Raw genomic sequence first — 18,117 nt, 5'->3', positions numbered from 1 at the left:
AGGACGACTCCAGACCTCAAGAGGATCTGCAGCTTCGCAGGCTACGGCTCGACGTCGATGGGTTCAGCTGGTGAACAGGTCCGCGTAGTCGGCGCGCAAGGCGGCCTTCTGGACCTTGCCCATCGCGTTGCGCGGCAATTCATCCAGCACGATGACGCGTTTGGGCTGCTTGAATTTTGCCAACCGGTCGGAGAGGCCCGCAACGATCGCGTCGGGATCAGGCTCGGTCTCTCTTCCGCGTGCCACGACGGCCACCACGCCTTCGCCGAAATCGGGATGCGGGACGCCGATGACGGCGCTTTCCAGAACGCCTGGCATCTCGTCGATCAGCAACTCGACCTCTTTCGGATAGATGTTGAACCCGCCCGAGATGATCAGATCCTTGCCCCGTCCGACGATCACGACATACCCGTCGGGATCGACCATCCCGAGATCGCCGGTCTTGAACCAACCGTCCGTGCCAAGCTCCTCGGCGGTCTTTTCAGGCATCCGCCAGTAGCCCATGAAGACGTTATCACCGCGCACTTCGATCTGGCCGATCTCGCCTTGCGCGACCTCAGTCCCGTCTTCGGCGGTGATGCGCAGATCTACGCCCGGCAGCGGAAAGCCCACCGTGCCGGCACGGCGCTCGCCATCGTAGGGGTTGGAGGTGTTCATGTTCGTCTCGGTCATGCCGTAGCGTTCCAGGATGCGGTGACCGATGCGGTCCTCGAAGGCACGGTGAGTCTCTGCTAGCAAGGGCGCGCTGCCAGACGTGAAAAGCCGTATATTTGCGACCAGATCGCGGGTGAAGTCGGGATGATCCAGAAGGCGGGTGTAGAAGGTCGGCACCCCCATCATCGCGGTCGCTTGCGGCAGAAGGCGGATCACGGTGTCCGCGTCGAACTTGGGCAGCCAGATCATCCGCCCGCCCGTCCGCATCACCACGTTCGAGGCGACGAAGAGGCCATGCGTATGAAAGATGGGCAGCGCGTGCAGCAGCACGTCGTCTTCGGTGAAGTGCCAAGCCTCCGCCAGCGTGTCCGCGTTCGAGGCGAGGTTATGGTGGCTCAGCATCGCGCCTTTCGAGCGTCCGGTCGTCCCTGACGTGTACAGGATCGCCGCCAGATCCTCGTCTGCCCGCGCGACCGGATCGTGCTGCTCGGACTGGTTGGTGGCGCGTTCGGTCAGGCTGCCAGTGCCGTCGGTCGCCAGCGTCAGAAGGGGTGCGCCCGCAGACATGAAATCATCGCGACGTTCCGCTCGGGCGGGATCGCAGACAACGAACGCTGGTTCGGCATCCTTGATGAAATAGGCGATCTCGGCCGGGGTGTAGGCGGTGTTCAACGGTAGAAAGACGGCGCCCGCCCGGATCGTGGCGAGAAACAGCGCGAGCGCCTCGGGCGACTTCTCGACCTGAACGGCGACCCGATCGCCCGGCGCGACACCTTCGGCCACCAGTAGGTTTGCGAGCCTCGCCGACATCCGGTCGATGTCGCCGTAGGTCAGCGTGGCGCCATCTGGCAGGATCAGGAAATCGCGGTCCGAGCCACGGTGATCGCCCATCAATGCGTCGAAAAGGCTGTTCGTCATGTCTTGCTGTCCGTCTTGCCGGCCTTTGCGGGCAGTTCCGCCTCGGCCTCTGTCTTGCGCGCCAGATCCTGCAGGCGCTTGGGCGCGGCGATCACGCCGGTCTCGGTAAAGGCATCGTGCTGTGCCTCGATCCGGCGGCGGTCGTAGAGGTAGTTGACCATCATTCCCAGGCTTTGCTTCGTGCCGCGGTCTGACGTGTCGGCGCCCGCGATGACGCGATGCGCCTCTGCGCCGTTGCCCAGATGGAAGCGGGCCACGGGATCGCGGGGGCGGCCCTTGCTGTCCTTGGCTAGCAGCAGATACCGCGATGTCTGCGCGACCAGCGAGACGGGCTGGGGATCGGCCAGAAGCGCCGCGATCGCGACTTCGCCGGCCGCTGCCCGCTCGTCCAGCCAGGCACGCAGGCCGGGGATCGGTGAGAGCGTGACGAAGGTCGTGAGATCGGGCAGCTCGCGCGACAGTTCCGCGACGACGTTCTTGATCAGCAGATTACCGAAACTGATCCCGGCCAGTCCGGCCTGGCAATTCGAGATCGAATAGAAGACGGCGGTGTCGGCATCCTCTGCCGCGATCGGCGCGCGGTGTTCGTCGATCAGCGCCTGCACCGATCCGGGCAGATCGTCCGTCAATGCCACCTCGACGAAGATCAGCGGCTCGTCGGGCATCGCGGGATGCATGAACGCATAGCAGCGTCGATCCACCGGCAGCACGCGGCGCTGGAGGTCGCGGAAATCGCGTATTTCGTGGACAGCCTCGTATTCGATCAGCTTTTCCAGCAGGAAGGCAGGGCTGTGCCAGTCGATCCGCACCAGTTGCAGAAAGCCACGATTGAACCAGGATCGCAGCAGGTGGCGGAAATCGGCATCGACGCGGGCGAAGGCCTTGTCGCGCCCGGTCAGGCGCAGCAGGTCGGCGCGCATCGACACCAGCCGGGCGGTGCCGCCCGGTGCGGTGTTCAGCCGGCGCAGAAGCTCTTGCCGCGGCGGCTCTGCCATACGCGACAGGCTTTCCAGATCGCCCGGACCGCCATTGTCCAGCCACCGACGCGCAGCCTTGGCCAGCGCGCCGTGATCCGGGTCGAAATGGTCCCGCAGCCCCGCGAAGAAGGCTCGCTTGGCATCATCGTCCAGTGCCCCATAGCCCGCGAGGATCTCTGCCGCGACGGCCCCGACGCGGGTCTCGGAATGCAGGCCGGGCAGGGCGCGCGCGGCCTCGATCAGCGCCTCGGGCGCGGTCGAGGGTGCAGGCTTACCGCGACGCCAGCCCGAACCGACGACGAGGCTGCTGAGCCGATCGACGATCTGTGCGGTCAGCGTCACAGCGCAGGCCCCATGATCAGGTTCGGCAAGAACAGCGCGATCTGCGGAAACAGCGCCAGCAGCACCATGCCCAGGATCATCATCCCCACGAAGGGCAGCGAGCCCATCAGGATCTCTCGCAGGGTGATCTGCGGCGCGATCCCGTTAATGACGTAGAGGTTCAGGCCCACCGGTGGCGTGATCAGCCCGATCTCCATGTTGATCGTCAGCATGACCGCGAACCAGTACGGATCGAAACCCGCGGAATCGAGGATCGGCATCAGGATCGGCGCCGACATCAGGATGATCGCGACCGGCGGAAGGAAGAAGCCCGCAACCAGCAGGAACAGCTGGATGATGATGAGCAGGATCCAGCGATTGACCTCGAGCCCGGCAATCCCGCCTGCCACGGTCTGGGTGATGTAAAGCGATGACAACGCGAAGGCGAACAGTTCCGCCGCGCCGATGATCAGCATGATCATCACCGCCTCGCGGATCGTGTCGCGGAAGATCGCGACCATCGGTCCCGCGCGCCACATCCGGTAGATGATCGCGACCAGCAGGATGCAGATCAGCGCGCCCGTGCCCGCGGCCTCGGACGGCGTGGCGACGCCGCCGTAAAGGACGAACAGGATCGCCGCGACGATCAGCAGGAAGGGCAGGACGCGAGGCAGGTTTTCCAGCCGCTCGGCCAGCGAGTAGCGTCGGGTGACGTCGCCAAGCGCGATGCCCTTGCGCCAGCAATCGAACAAGGCCCAGGCCATGAACAGGACGACCAGCATCAGGCCTGGCACGAGACCGGCGAGGAACAGCCGCCCGATCGATGTTTCGGTGGAGATGCCGTAGACGATCATCGTGACGGAAGGCGGGATCAGGATGCCCAGCGTCCCGCCGGCCGCGATGGACCCTGCCGCAAGCGAATTCGGGTAACCGCGGCTGGTCATCTCGGGGATGCCCATCTTGCCGATCGCGGCGCAGGTGGCGGGGCTGCTGCCCGACAGCGCCGCGAACAACCCGCAGGCGCCGATATTCGACATCACCATCCCGCCCGGCACGCGGTAGAGCCAGCGGTCCAGCGCTTCGTAAAGGTCCTTGCCTGCCGGGCTCGACGCCACGGCCGCGCCCATCAGGATGAACATGGGGACCGAGACCATGCCGAAATTGGCGAGCCCGGCAAAGAACGTCTCGGACATGCCACCGATGGCACCGAAGCCTTCGGACAGGACCAACGCCGCTACGGCGACGAAGCCCAGTGCAAATGCGATAGGCGTGCCTGCGCCCAGAAGGACCAGCATCGTCACGAGGACGGCGATCCCTGCCATGGATGGCGACATCAGCGACCTCCTTCAGGCATATCGCCCGTGACCGTACCGGCCGAGACCGGACCTTCGACCTCAAGCTCGCCGCCGGTCAGCGCGATCAGCGTCTGCAGGATCAGTTGCAGCGCCATCAGCGCCATTGCGAAGGGAACGGGCCAGAACGGGATCCATAGGGGCAGGGCCCAGATCGTGTCCGTGGTCCAGCCGCGCGAGGCGGCGTGGTAAAGAAACTCGAACCCAGACCAGGCCAGCGCCCCGACAAAGGCCAGCGAGGCGAGGCCCGAGATCAGCGCGAAGACGCGTCGCAGTCCGGGACCTGCGGCCTCGACGAGCAGATCGACTCCGACATGGCCCTTCAGCGCAAGGACATAGGGGCTGCCCAGCATCATCGCGGCGGTCGTCGCATAGATTACAAATTCGGTCTGCCAGACGGTCGATGCGCCGAGGATGTAGCGCGAAAAGACCATCTGCGTGACGACCAGCGTCGCAGCGGCAAGCAGCATCATGGCAAGAACGCCGCTGAGCTTGGCCAGGCTGTTCAGGATTCGCAGGATGCCGCTCATCGCGGCCCCCGTCCTATTTTGAGGGTGCGGCTCATTCGACCGCCAGCGCCTGATCGATCAGTTCCTTGCCGCCATCGACCTCATCGGCGAAGACCTTGTACGAGGTGTCCTGAGCGATCGCGAGCCAGGCATCGAAATTCTCGGGCGTCATTTCGGCCACTTCGACACCGGCCTGTTCGAACGTCTCGATCATCTTGGTGTCCAGACCCGCTGCCTGTTCGGCGAACCAGTCTTCGGCCCGCTGACCCGCATCCATCAGCGCCTGTTGCTGCTCCGGCGTCAGACGCTCGAACTTCTGCTTCGAGATCAGGACCGGTTCGTACATGAACCACAGCGCGTTTTCGCCCGGAGCGGTTAGGCATTCGGCCTGCTCGAACAACCGGTAGCTGACCATCGAGCCCGACGAGGTGTTGGCCGCATCCAGAACCCCGGTCTGCATGCCGGTGTAGATTTCCGACGACGGCATCGAAGAAATCGACGCCCCGGCACCGACCAGCATCTGCTCGAAGGCAGGCCCGGCCGCGCGCGTCACCTGCCCCGAGATCGTCTCGGGCGAGGTGATGCAGTTCTGCTTGCTGACGAAGCCGCCGGCGAGCCAGGCGTCCGACAGGACCAGCGCGCCGTTCTCCTCGATCAGCCCGTGGATGGTTTCCATGAAGGGCGAATCGTTCAGACGCGCGGCGCGTTCATGGTTCTTCACCAGCCCCGGCATCAGCGTGACGCTGAACTGCGGCACCCGACCCGCGGCATAGTCCAGCGGGAATGACGTCATGTCCAGCTGGCCCGAGGTCAGCGCGCTCCACTGTTCGCGCGCCTTGTAAAGCGACTCGCCCGGATAGACGCGGATCTCAAGATCTACGCCTGCATCGGCGACGTCCTTCGCGATCATCTGCACCATTTCGTCGCGTGCATCACCCTTTCCACCCGGGAACTGGTGGCTGGCCTTTAGCACCTCGGCCCCCGCGGTTGCGGGCAGCGCCACGCTCAGTGCCAACAGGGCACACCATGTCGATTTCATCGTTGTCTCCTCCTCTATTGTCCTCTCGACGCCCGCGCAAAGGCAGGTGCCATCCTCCGCCGCGGATTGTCGCTCGACTTCCGTGTATACACAAGCAATAATTATGCACACACGAGGAGGTGGCGATGGCCAGCGCGGCCGATGAGATCAGCGAGCAGCTTGAGACAGAGATTGTCGAGGGTGTCCTGCCGCCCGGTACGCGGCTTGAAGAGCCGGCGCTGGCAGAGCGGTTCGGCGTCTCGCGGACGCCGGTCCGCGAAGCGCTGCAGCGTCTGTCGGCATCCGGTCTGGTCGAGCTGAAACCAAGACGTGGCACACAGGTCTTGAACCCGTCCATCGGGCGCGTGATCGAGATGTTTGAAGTGATGGCCGAACTGGAGGGCGCGTGCGCGCGTCTCTGCGCGCGTCGCGCAGACGCAGCCCTGATCGAGACCTTACGCGGCTGGCTGACCGAATGTGAAGCCTCTGCCGGACGGGGCGACTTTTCGGCCTATTATGGCGCCAACCGGGCATTCCACATCGCGATCTATCACGGTTCGCGCAATGCGTACCTGGCCCAGCAGGCTGAGGCTTTGCACTTGCGGCTGACGCCCTACCGTCGCCAGCAGTTGCGGGCGCCGCGACGGCTGGATCATTCGCTGGCCGAACACGCCGCGATCGTCAACGCGATTGCAGCGGGTGACGCCGTTGCAGCCGAGGCTGCGCAACGCGCGCATATCCTGATTCAGGGCGAACGTTTCACCGACTTCCTGGCACAGTTCGGCTCTGCTCAGTCCTAGTCGGACTTGCGTCACTCGGGCGAAGCCTCGCAATCCTCATCGGGCCAGATACGCAGCCCGTTTGCCTGCGCCTCGGTCCCGATCTCCTGGCAGCCTTCGCTTGCGCAAAGTGTCCAACCGCCATCGGTCATGCCAGACGCAGCCAGAAAAAGCTCTGGCACGCGCAGCGGCGGATCGACGGTGTAAGTCCAGCCGTCCGAGCCTTTGACCGCGTTGTCCGGAATGGTCATGCCTGCGCCGGAACCCTGGACCGTCGCGTCGATCAGGTGCAACTGCCCGTCCTCGACCTGCCAGCGCTCGACCCATTGCGTGTGCTCGACCGAATGGCTCCACCCCAGCGTAAAGGCCGAAGTTGCCACCGACAGGATCGTCACCCCCGTATCCACGCAGACCATCATCGTGACGCTGCGGCTACCATGTTGCGCGGGCGTCCATTGCGACCGGTCCATCCGCGTAGGAGGTCCAAAGCTTCAGCCCGTCGTCATCCTCGCTGGCGTTCAGCGTGTAGTCCGCGATGTCGAAGAGCGGCGACAGCGAGCGGAAATCGAACCGCTTCGGATGCATCCCCCGAACTGTCGTGGCGAACTGGACAAGCTGCGTGGCCTGAAGCGGACCGTGGACGATCAGTCCCGGATAACCTTCGGTCCCGCGCGTGTAAGGGTTGTCGTAATGGATCCGGTGACCGTTGAAGGTCAGGGCTGAATAGCGAAACAGCCGCGCGGCCGATGGCTCGATATCGACGCGATACGTGCCATGCGGTGCGGCTTCGCCTGAGGGCTGCGGTGTGCCCGCCTTCGAGTTCGCAGCGCGATAGACGATGTCATGACGCTCCTCGATCGCCAGGCGGCCATCGCTTTCGATGCGATGATCGACGGTGACGAAGCAGAGATCCCCCAAGCGGCCGCGCTTTGCCGTCACATCGCGTACGGTCGAGTGCCGGGTCACGGTCTCGCCGATCCTGATCGTGCCGTGGAAGGTGAAGGCACCGCCGGCCCACATGCGGCGGGGCAGGGGCACGGGCGGCAGGAAGCCGCCGCGGACGGGATGCCCGTCTGGGCCAAGCGCCGACGTCGGTGCTGTCGGTGGCGCGAGACACAGGTGGATCATGGAGGGCGCATCCTCGCCCGCGCGGGCATCGCCCGGCAGATCGAACGTCGCGCGAAAGCGGCTGACCAGCGCCTCTGTCACCATCTCGGACACCGTCTCTTCGCGACCGACCCACTCGCGCAGGTGTTCGATATCGAGTGGCGCGGTACCTTCGCTGGCCGGCTCATCAGGCGACGGTTGCCGCATCAGAAGCTCCTCGGCATGCCGAGCACATGTTCGGCCACATAGCTCAGGATCAGGTTGGTCGAGATCGGGGCGACCTGATACAGACGCGTCTCTCTGAACTTGCGCTCGATGTCGTACTCATTGGCGAAGCCGAAGCCGCCGTGGGTCTGCAGGCAGGCGTTTGCGGCCTCCCAGCTGGCCTTGGCGGCAAGGTATTTCGCCATATTGGCCTGCGCCCCGCAATCCTGCCCGGAATCGTAGCGCTGGGCCGCGTCGAACCTCATCAGGCTGGCCGCCTCGATCTCGATGAAGGCTTCGGCGATTGGGAACTGCACGCCCTGGTTCTGGCCGATCGGACGGCCAAAGACCACGCGCTCGTTCGCATAAGCAGCGGCGCGGTCTGTCAACCAGTAGCCGTCCCCGATGCATTCAGCCGCGATCAGCGTGCGTTCGGCGTTCAGCCCGGTCAGGATGTACTTGAACCCCTTGCCCTCCTCGCCGATCAGGTTTTCCTCCGGGATCTCAAGATTGTCGAAGAACAGCTCGTTGGTCTCGTGATTGACCATGTTGGCGATGGGCTTCACCTCCATCCCGTTGCCGATCGCTTCCTTGATATCGACAAGGAAGATCGACATGCCCTCGGACTTCTTCTTGACCTCGGCCAGGGGCGTGGTGCGGGCCAGAAGGATCATCAGATCGGAATGCTGGACCCGGCTGATCCAGACCTTCTGCCCGTTGATGACCCAGCGATCGCCCTTTTTGACGGCGGTGGTTTTCAATTGCGTGGTGTCGGTCCCGGTCGTCGGCTCGGTCACGCCCATCGACTGCAACCGCAATTCGCCGGAGGCGAGCTTGGGCAGGATGCGTCGCCGCTGTTCGTCCGAGCCGTGCCGGACGAGCGTGTTCATGTTGTACATCTGGCCGTGACATGCGCCGGAATTACCACCGGCGCGGTTGATTTCCTCCATGATGACGCTGGCCTCGGTCAGGCCAAGGCCCGAGCCGCCATATTCCTCAGGGATCAGTGCCGCCATCCAGCCGGCTTTTGTCAGCGCATCGACGAATTCATCGGGATAGCCGCGCTCGGCGTCGATCTTGCGGTGATACTCGTCAGGGAACTCGGCACAGAGCGCGCGTACCGCGTCGCGGATATCCTGAAACTGGTCGCTGGTCTGTCGCATGGCATTCTCCCCCGTCCCGCGCACACTTTGCCCGCTGAAGCAGGTGACAGCAAACAGATGCGTCTGGGTTCAGCCTGTGTAGGGCGTCGGTAAAGGCTTTCCGGCGACGAATGCGGCGATGTTGTCCAGCACAAGCTGCGCCATGGCGCGCCGCGCATCGCCGGTTGCCGAGGCGATGTGCGGCGTCAGGACGCAGTTGGGTGCGTCGAGCAGGGCTTGCGGGACATGAGGTTCATCATCGAACACATATAAGCCCGCACCGGCGATGGTTCCATCGGACAACGCTGTCGCCAGCGCGTCGCCATCGACAACCGGCCCCCGCGCGACATTGACCAGAAAGCCGTCGGAGCCGAGTTCCCGCAGCACCTGCGCATCGACCAGATGACGCGTATCCGCGCCCCCCGCCGCAGTAACGAACAGGACGTCGCAATCGCGAGCCAGTGTCGCAGCGTCGGGGCGGTAGGAATCGACGGCGTCCGGCTTCTCGCTTCGCGCTGAATACAGGACCTCCATCCCCATTCCGCGCAGCAGATCCGCGAGCCGCCGTCCGATCCTACCGTAGCCAAGGATGCCGGCGCGACGGTTGAGGATGGATCGACCCAATGTGAAACTGTCGCCCTGCGCCCAGTGCCCCAACCGAATGAACCGGTCCCCGTCGGCGACACGCCTCGCGCAGGACAGCGCAAGGCCCAGTGCCAGTTCCGCAACCGCGAGCGACAGGACGTCGGGCGTCGTCGTCACCGCAATGCGGTGCCTTCGTGCTTCGACCAGATCGACCGCATCGACGCCGACGCCGTTGACCGCGATCAGCCGCAAGCGCGGCAGTTGAGCCATCTGATCGGACGACAGACCCAGATTACCGGCGGTCAGCGCGATCTCTGCCTCGCCGGCGGCCTCTATATCGCGAACGACCTCGTACCGCGCTTCCAAGTCCCGTTCGATCTCTGCGGGCAGGCGAGCGAGGGCGAAGACCAGCGGGCGGGCCATCAACTTGCCCCTGACCGATGGGCGCTCATTGCGATTGCTCCGCGTTGTCAGCAGACGGTTCGGAATTCGTCGGCGCCCCATCGGTTGTGCCATTGACAGATGGCTGTGTCGGCTGGTCGGTGGCCCCAGCAGACGCCAGACGCTGACCATCCGTTCCGACAGGCGCATCCGTCACCGAGCCGTCGCTTGCCGCGACGCGCCACACCGTGTTGCCGGCGTCGTCCGCGACCAGCAGCGCGCCCGTCCCGTCGATGCCGACGCCAACTGGCCGGCCATGCGCCTGATCACCCTCGACGAAGCCGGTCAGGATGTCGGTCGGCATCCCGCTTGGCTCGCCATTCTCGAACGGGACGTAGATCACCTTATAGCCATTGAAATGATCGCGGTTCCAGCTTCCGTGCTCGCCGATGAAGGCGCCGCTTGCATAGGCCTCAGGCATCGCCGATCCGTTCGAGAAGGTCAGACCCAGTGCCGCGACGTGGCTGGACAGCGCGTAATCCGGCGCGATCGCCGCTTGGACCATATCGGGCCTTTCCGGCTTGACGCGGCGATCGACATGGTCGCCGTAATAGCTCCAGGGCCAGCCGTAATGCGCACCCTCCTGCACGGATGTCATATAGTCGGGAACAAGGTTCGGCCCCAGTTCGTCGCGCTCGTTCACGACCGTCCACAAGACGCCTGTGTCGGGGTTGAAGGTCAATCCATTGGGATTGCGCAGACCGCCGGCGAAGACGCGCGAGGCGCCGGTCTGCCGATCGATCTGCCAGATGGCCGCGCGTCCCTTCTCAGCCTCTATCCCATTTTCGACGATGTTCGAGTTCGACCCGACCGAGGCGTAAAGCATCGACCCATCAGGGCTGAGCGCGAGATCCTTGGTCCAGTGGTGATCGATCGGCCCGCCGGGGAGCGGCGTCAGCATGGTCGGTTCCGCGGTGATCTCCGTCTGGCCCAACTGGTAAGGATAGGACACCACGCCGTCGGTCGTGGCGACGTAGAGCGTATCGTCGATCCATGCCACGCCGAAGGGCGAAGCGAGCCCTGTCAGAAGATCGGAGCGCTGATCGACCGTCCCGTCGCGATCCTCGTCATGCAGAAGAGTGATCAGGTTGCTTTCTTTTTGCGGTCCATCGCCGCCGCCATGCGCGATCGCCATGATCCAGCCACGGATGAAGTCCTTGGGTCGCGATTTCGGTTCCCCCTCGGGCCCGCGCGACTGAACGACCAGCACATCCCCGTTAGGCAGCGTGTGGACCGTTCGCGGGTTGACGAGATCGGTCGCGTAGGCGGTGACCGTCAATCCCTCTGCGGCCTGAGGGGTCTGACCGTCCTGCCAGCCGATCACCTCTGCCACCTTCATGTCGGGCCACAGGCTGTGAAACTGCGGTTCTGGCAGGACAGGGTCTGGCCCTATCTGACTGCTCAGGTCGAAATCCTGCGCGCTGGCGGAAACGACGCTCAGCGCCGTCATCACGGTCGTGCCGAAAGCGGCGGCGGTAAGGTTTCTGTTGCGGAACATGTCGATCACCTCGGGGTGCGGTTCGTGGTCAGGATGGCGCCCGCGCCCCCTGCCAGCATGAGACAGAATGTCAGGGCGGAGAGCGCGAGCCCCCAGGGCATCACCCCCGTCCAGCCGTCGCCGGCATGGATCAGGCTGTTCAGAAGACCCAGCAACAGCACGCCCAGCCACAGGAAGGATGGCCACCAGCGTGCCGGTGCATCATTGACGAACAGCCCGACGATCCAAAAGGCAGCGCCGACGCCCCCGATCAGCAGACCCGCGAAAAGCAGCCACGACGAGAAGTTGGTCCACATCAGGTTTGCCGTGGCCCAGTAGGCAAGATCGGTCAGCAGGGCGAGAAAGAAGCACGTCCCGATCATCGCGGCCAGCGTGTTCAGCGTCAGGTCGTAGGGCGTGGGGGGGAGGGTGTAAGCGGGTGCGGTTCGCATCGGATTGGCCTTTTGTGACGGGATGGCCGACGCCGCGGCGCGGTGTCCGCCCATTCACCAAACCCCGCAGGTGGAACCTCGTTCCACCGACTCCACCGTGACGCGCGAAAAAGATCGGGTGCGAGTAAACCGCCCGTCGCCAAGTTCGGCGATCACCCTGGCGGAATCTTCGGCTCAGCGGTTCGGATGGGTTTCATTTGTCCTGCGCCCCGTGGTTCAGTGGGACTGGGAAACAGGGAGGGCCGGCATGGAGGATGTGGCAACCGCGTCGGCGATCGGCGGGGCAGGGCCCGCCAAAGCGCTTGCGGCGCGGATGAACGCCGGTCTCGTCGGGCATGGCAATCTGGTCGAACGGCTGATGATCGCACTGCTGACCGGGGGCCATGTCCTGATCGAGGGTGCGCCGGGTCTGGCCAAGACCCGATCGGTCCGGCGCCTGTCCGAAGGACTGGAATGCAGCTTCGCGCGCATCCAGTGTACGCCGGACCTGATGCCGTCCGACGTGACCGGAACACAGATCTACCGCCAGGACGGCGGCCGGATGGACTTTCTTCCGGGACCGATCTTCCACAATCTCGTGCTGGTCGACGAAATTAACCGCGCGCCGCCCAAGGTTCAGTCTGCGCTGCTGGAAGCGATGGGCGAGGGTCAGGTCACGACCGGGGGCGAGACCCGCGCGCTGCCCGATCCGTTCATGGTCATCGCGACCCAGAACCCGCTGGAGCAGGAGGGAACATATCCCCTGCCGGAGGCGCAACTGGACCGGTTCCTGATGCATGTGATGTTGGACCTTCCCGGCGATGAGGATGAGCTTGCGATCCTCGATCTCGTCGAAACCGAACTGCGCACCCATGGCGGTCACGACAGCTTCGTTTTGGATCGCGCCGCGCTGGCCGGGATGAAGGAAGAGGTCTTGCAGGTTCACCTGTCGCGGGCGCTGCGACAGTATATCGTGGCGCTGGTCATGGCGACGCGCCGTCCGGTCGAGGGGCTGGACGTGACTGGACGCATCCGTCACGCCGTCAGTCCGCGGGGCACCTTGTCGCTTGCGTCCAGCGCCCGCGCGCGGGCTTGGCTTCACGGGCGTGATTATGCGATCCCCGAGGATGTGGCGGCCCTGGCGCCGGACGTCTTGTGCCACCGCATGGCGCCGACATGGCGCGCACAGGCAGGCGGCGAGACATCACGGTCGATCTTTGCCGAGGTGCTTGCCGGCGTGGCGCCGCTGTGAAGGGGACCGGCGCCGAAGTCTCTCTGCATCGCCTGATCAGCCTGCGCGACCACGTTGCGGCCCGGGCCTTGCCCGGCCATGCCAGCAACCCTTCGGGCGGCCTCTCCGGCCCGCGCCGAGGTCAGGGCGGCGATCTGTTCGACCTTCGCCCTTGGCAGGACGGCGACGATCCGCGCGGCATCGATGCTGCCGCGACGGCGCGGACGGGGCGGCCGCAGATGCGTCGTCGTCACGAAGAGATCGAGCGCAGCGTGCTGCTTGTGGCAGATTTCCGACGCCCGATGCTGTGGGGCACGCGCGGGCGGTTCCGGTCGGTCGCCGCCGCGGACGCACTGGCGCTGGAAGGCTGGCGGTCTGTCATGGCAGGCGCGCGTGTGGGGGCGATCGTCTTCGGCGATGGCGAACCGCTGATGCTGCCGCCGCGGCTTCGCGAACCGGCCATGCTGCAGATCGCGGCAATGCTGGTTAGCAGCCACGCCTCTGCACTTTCGGCCAACCATCCGGACCACGACAGCCTGTCGATGATGCTCGACTCGCTCACCGCGCGCGTCGCGCCCGGCTCCGCCGTGCTGCTGGCGACCGGGCTTGACGATCCGGGTGCCGGATTCGGCGCTGCGGCAGCGACATTGATGCGAAAATCCTCGCTTGAGCTTTTGCTGGTTCAGGATTCCGTCGAGACGGCGCCGCCGTCCGGCAGCTTTATGGCCCGGACGGGCCTTCGGATCGAACGCGGCACATTTGGCGCGACGCGCTCGGCTAAAGTGCTAGACGATCATGCGATCCCTTACCGGATTGTGCGCGCAGAGGCGTCGATCGACGATCTCGCCGCATGAGCACCGAGGAGCTGGTCAATCAGTTATCAGGTATCCGCATACCCGAAAGCTTCGCACGGTTCGGGTTGCAGGACGCGCTTGCGGCCGTTGCACTGGGCCTGATCCTGGGCTCGATTGTTCTCGCGATCCTGCGGGTGGCGACGATCCGCCGGACGCGCCCGATCGACCGGGCACGCACAGCGATCGCTGCGCTGTCGCGCCAAGAGCGTCAGGCCCGCATCGCGGGTCTTGCCGCGTTGCTGCGCGCACACGGCGAAAAGATGAGCGGGCTTGACGCAGCGCTTTACGATCCGGCAGCGACCATCGATATCGGCGCGCTGGAAGCTGCGGTGATCGACGCCGCCCGCCGGGCACGCGCGTGAGCTTTGCCGCACCCTGGGCTCTGCTTCTGCTTCCGCTGCCGATCCTGCTGTTGCGCATCCTGCCGCGCCGGATGCAGGCGGGATCGGCGCTGACGCTGCCGCCCGCGATTGCCGAGAGCTTTGCATCATCGGACGCGGCACCGGTCCGTCGGCATGTCAGGCTTGTCCTGCTGTCGCTTGCATGGGTGATGCTTGTCGGCGCGCTTAGCGGACCGCGCGACGAACGCGTGCTGGACGTGATCCCTGCGTCTGGACGTGACATCGTGCTCGCGCTTGATCTGTCGGGTTCGATGGAGCGCGAGGACTTCACGCTGGACGGTCGGCAGGTCTCGCGCCTCGCGGCGGTGCAGGATGTCGGATCGCGCTTTGTCCGGGGCCGGATCGGCGATCGCGTAGGGCTGGTCGTCTTCGGGGACCGTGCCTATGTCGCGGCATCGTTGAGCCACGATGCTGCCGCGGTGGCGCAGGCGGTCGAGACGACGCGGATCGGTGTGTCGGGCAAGGCCACCGCGATTGCCGACGGGCTCGGCCTGTCGATCCGGCACCTGCGCGAGCGGCACGCGAAGAGCCGGGTGATCGTGCTGCTGTCGGATGGGCAGGATACCACGGGTGCGGTCGATCCGGTCGACGCCGCGATGGTGGCCCGCGATCTGGGGATCAGGATCTACACGATCGCGCTTGGCCCCGCCGATCTGCAGGCCGACCCAGGATCGCGCGACGCGGTGGACAGCGAGACCCTTCGCCGGATCGCCGAAGCGGCGGAAGGTCAGACGTTCCGTGTGCGCACGACCGAGGATCTGCAGGCTGTGACCGACGCCATCGACAGGTTGGAGCCGAGCCTCGCCGACGCACCTCCGATCCGCGCATGGCGGGAATACTGGCCATGGCTGGCGGCGGCGGGAACGGCGCTCCTGGCGCTCTCGCTGGCCCTGCGTGCTCGGGAGGCGGCATGATCGCTTTGGCCGACGTCACCTTCCTTCGCCCGCTTTGGCTGCTTGCCGCACCACTGTCGCTGCTCGCGGGCTGGCTGGTCGCCACGCGGTTGGGCGGTGACGGGCGCTGGCGCAGAATCATGGATGCCGACCTGATGGTCGCGATGCGCAGGCTTGGCCACCTGACAGAGGCGCGGGACGATCGAGAGCCGTGGCTGATCGCCATCGCGGCGGCGATTGCGGCATTCGCCCTGTCCGGCCCCGCGATCCGCGATCCGGATGCGCCGGTGCTGCGGAACCTTGATGCCGTGATGATCCTGATGGACCTGTCCCCGTCGCTGACCGAGGGCGCCGGTCTTGATGACGCGCAGGCCGCGGTTTCGCGTCTGATCGATATTCAAGGCACGCGGCCGATAGCGCTTGCCGTCTATGCGGCAGAAAGCTTCCTCGTCAGTGTCCCGACAGAGGACCCGGCCGCGCTGCAGACGGTCGTCGCGGTGATGGACCCTGCGACGATGCCTGTCGGCGGCAGCCGACCTGACCGAGCCCTGGATCTCGCGCGGCAGACGCTGGACGACGCAGGGGCGACGCAGCCCGATATCGTTCTCGTGTCCGACGGCGGGGGTATCGGTCCCAACGCGCTGGACCGCGCCCGGCAGATGGCGGCGGCCGGTATGCGCATCTCGGCGGTTTTCGTGGCCCAGGACCGCCCGCCATACGGCGCAACACCCGCGAACCGCGAGCCGCTGGTCGCGTTGACGGATGCGGGCGGCGGCATGACGGTCAGCGCGATCGACCTTGCTGGCTTGGAAGCGATCATGACCGACCGCCGCGGCGATGCCGCTGCCGATCCTGCCGTCCGAAACCTTCGCTATCGCGATCTTGGACGCTGGCTTCTGATCCTCGCGCTGGTTCCGCTTGCCTTCACCTTCAGACGGAGAGTGGAAGCATGAACCGTCTTGCACTTTTGCTGCTGTCCGCCGTCTTGGCCTGCGCGGTCGCCGCCGGACCTGAGGCCTGGGCCAAGATCGTCTGGCGCGCGGGGTTCCCGAACCTTGCGCTGCCGCTGCTGTCCGATCCGGGCGCGCGCGCCGCTGCGCTGTATGATGCCGGACGTTATGCCGAGGCAGATGCCGCATTCGCCGCCATCGGGCGCTCGGCGACGTTCAACCGCGGGCTCACGCTGGCCGCGACAGGGAACTACGCGCTGTCCGTCGCCTATTTTGACGCCGTGCTGTTCGCCGACCGATACGATACCGACGCGCACCGAAACCGCGAGATCGTTCTTGGGCTGGTCGAGCCTGTGATTGGCGAGGCGATGGGTCATGGGCGGATCGAGACCATCCTGTCCGAGGCAGGGATAGGCGTCGCCAGCTTCGATCCCGAAAACCCGGCTCAGCCGATCGAGGCGAAGCAGCGCAATCCGCAGGAAGCCAATCTCAAACGCTCTGTCACGGGCGAGCGGAACGCCGCGGCGGATACGGGTTGGCTCGACTCGCTTGCCGATGAGCCGGGTGCGTATCTGAAGGCGAGGTTGGCTGCCGAGATGGAGCGTCGGCGCGAGACAGGCGAAGCCCATCGCGAGGAGCCGGACCGATGGTGAGGCTGCTGGTCCTGTTGTTTCTCATGGCGGGCCCCGTGGCCGCGCAGGATCGCGACACGCTGGATCTGCAACTCGTGCTCGATCCGCGAGAGCCGCCCTTGGAAGGAGAGATGGTTCTTGGCACCTTGCGCGGCATTTACCGGGAGACGATCACGAACGAGGACCTGAAGCTTCGTGACATGACCGATTTCGCGTGGAGCAGGCTTGGCCAGGACGATTGGAGCGATCAGCGTATCGAAGGTCGTGCCGCCCGCGTGTTCGAGCGCCGCATCGCCTTTTTTCCCCAGCGGCCCGGGATGTTGGAAATTCTGCCGATCGCGCATGAACTTGAAATCCTCGACGATGCAGGCCGGCGGGAAAGGGTGATCGTCCGATCCGCTCCGGTCCCGATCGAGGTGGAGGCCAAGCCGGCAGGTGCTGATGCGGGTTGGCTTCCCGTGCGCGCGCTTGAACTTTCCGAAACGTGGAGCGCGGATCCGGCACAACTGGAAGACGGTCAAAGCGTGGTCCGCCGCGTTGTCCTTCGCGCGCTTGGCGCCACGCCCGAGATGATGCCCGAACAACCCCAGTTGCGCCAACCGTGGCTGATCGCCTTCACACCGCCCTTCGAGCGCGACTTTCAGGTGACCGCGCAAGGTCCGGTGACGACGCTGGTCTGGACGTGGCAGTTGCGCCCCATCACTGGTGAGCCGGGCGTCATTCCCGCGGTGACGATTCCTTATTTCGACACCGGCACCCGTCAGCCGGCCTCCGCGACGATCCCTGCAGCGCAGATCGGCTATGCGAGCTTTTCGGACAACGCGGCCACGGGATGGCGCAAAGATCCGGGCGTCGGACGGGCACATCTTGCGCTTGTCGCGCTGACCACGCTGCTGGTCACCATCGCGGGTCTGCAGGGCCGGGCGTGGGCCGCGTCGGCGTGGGCGCGATCCGGCGATTGGCTTCGCCGCCGCAGGCAGCTGCGCCATCTGTCCGTGCTGGCCGGGCGCGGTGACGTGCGCGGCTTCAGGTCGCTGGCTAAGTCCATGCTTGGTTCGGAGAGCCTGCGAGGCGAGATGCTGGCGTCGGTCGATGAGGTTCTTTTCGGCCGTGACCGTGGTACAGAATCCGTCGACCTTCGGCAGGTCTATCGCGATATATGCCGCCACCTGAACGATCGAGGTTCAGCCGGCGGTTCTCAAGATACCAACACCCCGCTAAGACCAAGGGCGTCGCCTTGA

At 65.3% G+C, this 18,117-nt stretch carries 19 protein-coding genes; 8 read left to right on the top strand and 11 right to left on the bottom strand.

What is annotated here, in order from left to right:
- Window positions 1–63: 63 nt before the first annotated feature.
- Genes MLD63_RS07300 through dctP form a run of 5 tightly spaced genes read right to left on the bottom strand, consistent with a single transcriptional unit; the run spans window position 64 to window position 5,770 of the window.
- Window positions 64–1,572, bottom strand: coding sequence for a malonate--CoA ligase (locus MLD63_RS07300; RefSeq protein ID WP_255329202.1), 1,509 nt, complete (start codon window positions 1,570–1,572; stop codon window positions 64–66).
- Complete coding sequence (locus tag MLD63_RS07295) at window positions 1,569–2,891, bottom strand: malonyl-CoA decarboxylase (protein ID WP_255329201.1); 1,323 nt, start codon at window positions 2,889–2,891, stop codon at window positions 1,569–1,571. Before MLD63_RS07295 ends, MLD63_RS07300 begins: the two co-directional genes overlap by 4 nt.
- The gene (locus MLD63_RS07290; RefSeq protein ID WP_255329199.1) at window positions 2,888–4,204 is read right to left on the bottom strand and encodes a TRAP transporter large permease; all 1,317 of its coding nucleotides are present in this window, start codon (window positions 4,202–4,204) and stop codon (window positions 2,888–2,890) included. The genes MLD63_RS07295 and MLD63_RS07290 overlap by 4 nt, the downstream gene beginning before the upstream one ends.
- Window positions 4,204–4,752 (bottom strand): TRAP transporter small permease, encoded by a 549-nt coding sequence (locus MLD63_RS07285; RefSeq protein ID WP_255329198.1) that lies wholly within the window; start codon window positions 4,750–4,752, stop codon window positions 4,204–4,206. The genes MLD63_RS07290 and MLD63_RS07285 overlap by 1 nt, the downstream gene beginning before the upstream one ends.
- 31 nt (window positions 4,753–4,783) lie before the next feature.
- Complete coding sequence (gene dctP / locus MLD63_RS07280) at window positions 4,784–5,770, bottom strand: TRAP transporter substrate-binding protein DctP (RefSeq protein WP_255329197.1); 987 nt, start codon at window positions 5,768–5,770, stop codon at window positions 4,784–4,786.
- A 125-nt stretch (window positions 5,771–5,895) separates the two neighbouring features.
- Between dctP and MLD63_RS07275 the strand changes: the two genes are divergently transcribed.
- The gene (locus tag MLD63_RS07275) at window positions 5,896–6,549 is read left to right on the top strand and encodes a GntR family transcriptional regulator (protein ID WP_255329196.1); all 654 of its coding nucleotides are present in this window, start codon (window positions 5,896–5,898) and stop codon (window positions 6,547–6,549) included.
- Window positions 6,550–6,560: 11 nt separating this feature from the next.
- Here MLD63_RS07275 and MLD63_RS07270 read toward each other — a convergent pair whose 3' ends face one another.
- The 6 genes from MLD63_RS07270 to MLD63_RS07245 form a co-directional block, all read right to left on the bottom strand.
- Window positions 6,561–6,947, bottom strand: coding sequence for a DUF1850 domain-containing protein (locus MLD63_RS07270; protein ID WP_255329195.1), 387 nt, complete (start codon window positions 6,945–6,947; stop codon window positions 6,561–6,563).
- 13 nt (window positions 6,948–6,960) lie between these two features.
- Entirely contained in the window at window positions 6,961–7,842 is an 882-nt protein-coding gene (locus MLD63_RS07265) for an HTD2 family dehydratase (protein WP_255329194.1), read from the bottom strand.
- The gene (locus MLD63_RS07260; RefSeq protein ID WP_255329193.1) at window positions 7,842–9,002 is read right to left on the bottom strand and encodes an acyl-CoA dehydrogenase family protein; all 1,161 of its coding nucleotides are present in this window, start codon (window positions 9,000–9,002) and stop codon (window positions 7,842–7,844) included. Before MLD63_RS07260 ends, MLD63_RS07265 begins: the two co-directional genes overlap by 1 nt.
- Before the next feature lie 69 nt (window positions 9,003–9,071).
- Window positions 9,072–9,989 carry a 2-hydroxyacid dehydrogenase gene (locus tag MLD63_RS07255; RefSeq protein ID WP_255329192.1) on the bottom strand — a complete coding sequence of 306 codons (918 nt, stop codon included), beginning with the start codon at window positions 9,987–9,989 and terminating at the stop codon, window positions 9,072–9,074.
- A gap of 25 nt (window positions 9,990–10,014) precedes the next feature.
- Window positions 10,015–11,505 carry a PQQ-dependent sugar dehydrogenase gene (locus tag MLD63_RS07250; protein WP_255329191.1) on the bottom strand — a complete coding sequence of 497 codons (1,491 nt, stop codon included), beginning with the start codon at window positions 11,503–11,505 and terminating at the stop codon, window positions 10,015–10,017.
- 5 nt (window positions 11,506–11,510) lie between these two features.
- Window positions 11,511–11,936, bottom strand: coding sequence for a DUF2231 domain-containing protein (locus tag MLD63_RS07245; RefSeq protein WP_255329190.1), 426 nt, complete (start codon window positions 11,934–11,936; stop codon window positions 11,511–11,513).
- A gap of 247 nt (window positions 11,937–12,183) precedes the next feature.
- On the opposite strand from MLD63_RS07245, the gene MLD63_RS07240 reads away from it, so the two are divergent.
- From MLD63_RS07240 to MLD63_RS07210, 7 genes are read left to right on the top strand one after another with little or no spacing between them, the layout of a single operon-like run.
- The gene (locus MLD63_RS07240; protein WP_255329189.1) at window positions 12,184–13,167 is read left to right on the top strand and encodes an AAA family ATPase; all 984 of its coding nucleotides are present in this window, start codon (window positions 12,184–12,186) and stop codon (window positions 13,165–13,167) included.
- Window positions 13,164–14,000 (top strand): DUF58 domain-containing protein, encoded by an 837-nt coding sequence (locus MLD63_RS07235; protein WP_255329188.1) that lies wholly within the window; start codon window positions 13,164–13,166, stop codon window positions 13,998–14,000. The genes MLD63_RS07240 and MLD63_RS07235 overlap by 4 nt, the downstream gene beginning before the upstream one ends.
- Complete coding sequence (locus MLD63_RS07230) at window positions 13,997–14,362, top strand: hypothetical protein (RefSeq protein ID WP_255329187.1); 366 nt, start codon at window positions 13,997–13,999, stop codon at window positions 14,360–14,362. Before MLD63_RS07235 ends, MLD63_RS07230 begins: the two co-directional genes overlap by 4 nt.
- The gene (locus tag MLD63_RS07225; RefSeq protein WP_255329186.1) at window positions 14,359–15,315 is read left to right on the top strand and encodes a VWA domain-containing protein; all 957 of its coding nucleotides are present in this window, start codon (window positions 14,359–14,361) and stop codon (window positions 15,313–15,315) included. The genes MLD63_RS07230 and MLD63_RS07225 overlap by 4 nt, the downstream gene beginning before the upstream one ends.
- The gene (locus MLD63_RS07220) at window positions 15,312–16,247 is read left to right on the top strand and encodes a vWA domain-containing protein (protein WP_255329185.1); all 936 of its coding nucleotides are present in this window, start codon (window positions 15,312–15,314) and stop codon (window positions 16,245–16,247) included. The genes MLD63_RS07225 and MLD63_RS07220 overlap by 4 nt, the downstream gene beginning before the upstream one ends.
- Window positions 16,244–16,897 carry a hypothetical protein gene (locus MLD63_RS07215; protein WP_255329184.1) on the top strand — a complete coding sequence of 218 codons (654 nt, stop codon included), beginning with the start codon at window positions 16,244–16,246 and terminating at the stop codon, window positions 16,895–16,897. The genes MLD63_RS07220 and MLD63_RS07215 overlap by 4 nt, the downstream gene beginning before the upstream one ends.
- Window positions 16,891–18,117, top strand: a complete 1,227-nt coding sequence (locus tag MLD63_RS07210) for a hypothetical protein (RefSeq protein ID WP_255329183.1) — start codon at window positions 16,891–16,893, stop codon at window positions 18,115–18,117. Before MLD63_RS07215 ends, MLD63_RS07210 begins: the two co-directional genes overlap by 7 nt.

The organism is Paracoccus albicereus, assembly GCF_024359525.1.
GTDB lineage: Bacteria > Pseudomonadota > Alphaproteobacteria > Rhodobacterales > Rhodobacteraceae > Paracoccus > Paracoccus albicereus.
This window is presented reverse-complemented; position numbering and strand designations above follow the sequence as displayed.